At 36.0% G+C, this 2,913-nt stretch carries 4 protein-coding genes; all 4 read right to left on the bottom strand.

The window, feature by feature from the left end; translation table 11 throughout:
* Positions 1-215: 215 nt before the first annotated feature.
* On the bottom strand, positions 216-587 hold the full coding sequence (locus VFS71_RS11485) for a hypothetical protein (protein ID WP_326401400.1): 372 nt from the start codon (positions 585-587) through the stop codon (positions 216-218).
* A 68-nt stretch (positions 588-655) separates the two neighbouring features.
* Positions 656-1,333 (bottom strand): tRNA (guanosine(37)-N1)-methyltransferase TrmD, encoded by a 678-nt coding sequence (trmD, locus tag VFS71_RS11480; protein ID WP_326401398.1) that lies wholly within the window; start codon positions 1,331-1,333, stop codon positions 656-658.
* 115 nt (positions 1,334-1,448) lie between these two features.
* Positions 1,449-2,096 carry a DNA/RNA non-specific endonuclease gene (locus VFS71_RS11475; protein WP_326401396.1) on the bottom strand — a complete coding sequence of 216 codons (648 nt, stop codon included), beginning with the start codon at positions 2,094-2,096 and terminating at the stop codon, positions 1,449-1,451.
* A 29-nt stretch (positions 2,097-2,125) separates the two neighbouring features.
* Positions 2,126-2,569, bottom strand: a complete 444-nt coding sequence (locus VFS71_RS11470; RefSeq protein ID WP_326401395.1) for a DUF1569 domain-containing protein — start codon at positions 2,567-2,569, stop codon at positions 2,126-2,128.
* Positions 2,570-2,913 lie beyond the last annotated feature (344 nt).

Genomic DNA, 2,913 nt, shown 5'->3' with positions numbered 1-2,913 from the left:
GCCATGATAATTTTTTTAATTATGGTTTAATCAAACCAACATTCGCGGACTTCGCCAGAGGTTGATTTAAATTTGGGTGCAAATGTAAAAAATAAATATGAATTGTGAATTATGAATCATGATTTTTTTAATTGGTTCGCTTATTTGGGGAAAGCCGCAAAAAAAAGAGCTTTATTATTAAAAGCTCTTTTTGTGATTTGTATTGTTAGAATAAATTAAGGAGCCATTTTTGCTTGCTTTACTTTCTTTATGATTTCTGTAATTTTCTCATCTGTTTTTACTTTAATATCGCTGTATTTATTTATACCTAACGAAGAAGTCAATGTTTTATCTCTTTTATCAAATAATTTATCAATTTCTTTATTACGATTTTCTTTTGATAAATTCTTTTCGTCCAGACCAAACAATTCCAATACTAATGTGCTGTTCGCGTTTCCGAAATAGGTTTTTTCATCGTCACTTAGCGCGATACCGTAAGTTTTATTGAGTTCATTCAATAAGGATGTTCTATTTATTCCTTGTGCAAAGGAAACAGCTGAAATGAAAAAAGTAACAATTAAAATTACTTTGAAGATTAATCCTTTCATGGTTTTATACTTTTAAAGGTTATTAAGAAGCAAACTAATTCTTATTATAAAGTATAAATATATGAAAATTAATCGTTTAACAGATCAGGCCTCCTGTTTTTCGTGTGCTCATACGCAGTATCTTCTCTCCATTTGTCAATCTTGGCAAAATGCCCACTCAGCAACACATCTGGAACTTTCCAGCCTTTGTAATCGGCGGGACGGGTGTAGATCGGGCCCGAGAGTAAGCCATCCTGAAAACTGTCAGTCAATGCCGAAGTTTCGTCACTTAATACGCCAGGAATCAATCGGATTAAGGCATCTGATAAAACCAAAGCGCCTAATTCTCCTCCTGATAAAACATAATCACCTATCGAAATTTCCTTGGTGATAAAATGGTCTCGCACGCGTTGGTCAACACCTTTATAATGTCCGCACAAAATAATAATATTTTGATACATCGACATCGTGTTGGCCATTTTTTGGTTTAGTGTTTCTCCATCGGGAGACATATATATGATTTCGTCATACGATCTTTCACTTTTTAAGTGAGTGATGCAGGCATCTATCGGCTGAACAGTCATAACCATTCCGGCGCCACCACCAAAAGGATAATCGTCAACGCTTTTTTGTTTGTTGGTCGTATAATCTCTTAAATTATGAAAATGAACCTCCACTAATCCTTTGTCAATGGCACGTTTCATAATCGAAGCTTCAAAGGGGCTTCTTAATAATTCAGGTAATACGGTTATAATATCAATTCTCATGTTACTTTTTTAGGAATGGCAAAGGTACAAATAAATTGACAGGAGCATTCGCAACTTCAAACACAAACTTCTATTGTTTCTATGTGGTAAAAAAGAATACGTGCAATGGGCTTTATTAAGTAAAGCTCCATTCTTTATAACTCAGCTCTTTTTCGATTTTTTCTTCTATTTTTTCAGATAGTTTCTGATTGAAATCAATTTTGGTAATTTGTTCAATATTTTCAATGGTTGTGGCAAAAGTATAAAGAGGAGCATCTGATTTTTCATTGGGAACCAAAAACGGAATCATAACCAAAGCATTGTCCTGTACCCGAACCACGATTTTGAAAAAATAATCGGGAACGGAGACTTCTTCATCACCAATAGTAATCAAATTATCATGTAAGATACTTCCTGTCACAATAAAAATGGCCTTGTATTTATCGGCCCAATATCGAATTTTTTGTTCCAGCCGGTTCCAGACACCAGCGTTGAAAGCTCTGTTTTGGGGCGACACATTCGAGGTTAAAAAAGTTTCATTATAGGCTTCTTCAGAGAATTTCATATCTGCTGCAGGAACCAAATGCCCTTTGTCATAGCCAGTGTCCTTGTAGTTATTCCAATGTGCCGATTCGGTATCGACCAAAGGGTCTTGTTTGAAATAAGGTCTTTCAAAATGATGCTGATGCGGGGACTCCGCCGTCAAATAATAGGCGGCCCACTCCGCTTGTTCGTGTTCCTCGGAATACGATAGGAAAAAATGTTTATGTCTGATGATGCTCATAAACGAATGTTTTTTTTAATGGTTTTGGACTAAACTCCAAACTGCCTCAAATGATGGTCCGTATGTCTCCACATCAATTTATCCCAATCCTCATAAGTCATTTTGCCCCAAAAAGGGTGGTACATAACCTTAATAACCTGATTGCCTTGTGCAAATTGCCTAAAATTTTCAGCAAATTCTTTTCGGCTGGATTCAAAATCATACGACCCCTCACATTTCAATTCTTTGGCCGTAGGGCTGTTTTTTCCAAAGTCATTGTTGAATGCTTTGTTTTTTATAAGCCTGCCCAAAATACCCAGTAGGAAATTCACCTTAAGCTCTTTTTTACCAAATCCCACCTCAATTGCAGCGCTGCAGTGCTTGCACATTTGATCTACCGTCATCTTGCCCCAAAGCGCTTTACTCTCAGGTGTAAGGGAATTAATCCGGGCAATTATGTCTTCATTATCAGCTTTATCATATATCGAACCCATATTTTATTGATTTAAAGTGATAAACAAATATAATCTTTTGCAACCAAATATACTATCACTTTATAGAAGAGGGATGACAAAAAAAGGAATAAAGACAGTAATTATTATTAAGAGCAACTTCCTGCTCTCCGCTTCAAGCTTACTCGTAGTCTTGCTTTTTTCAAGGGCAAAAAAGGAGCTTCCTCTGGCTGCTCTTTTTTACCCAGAAAAAAATATAAGCCTCCTTCGCAAGGCTTTCCACTGCGATCAGGGCTAGGCTGTTGTGGAATTAAATTTTTCAGAAAAACAGTTTCGTTTCATAACAAAAAAGGCTCAAATCACAATTCTTGTCTTAGAAATAATGT

It is taken from the genome of Flavobacterium sp. (genome assembly GCF_035760125.1).
In the GTDB taxonomy this organism is placed as follows: Bacteria; Bacteroidota; Bacteroidia; order Flavobacteriales; family Flavobacteriaceae; genus Flavobacterium.
This window is presented reverse-complemented; position numbering and strand designations above follow the sequence as displayed.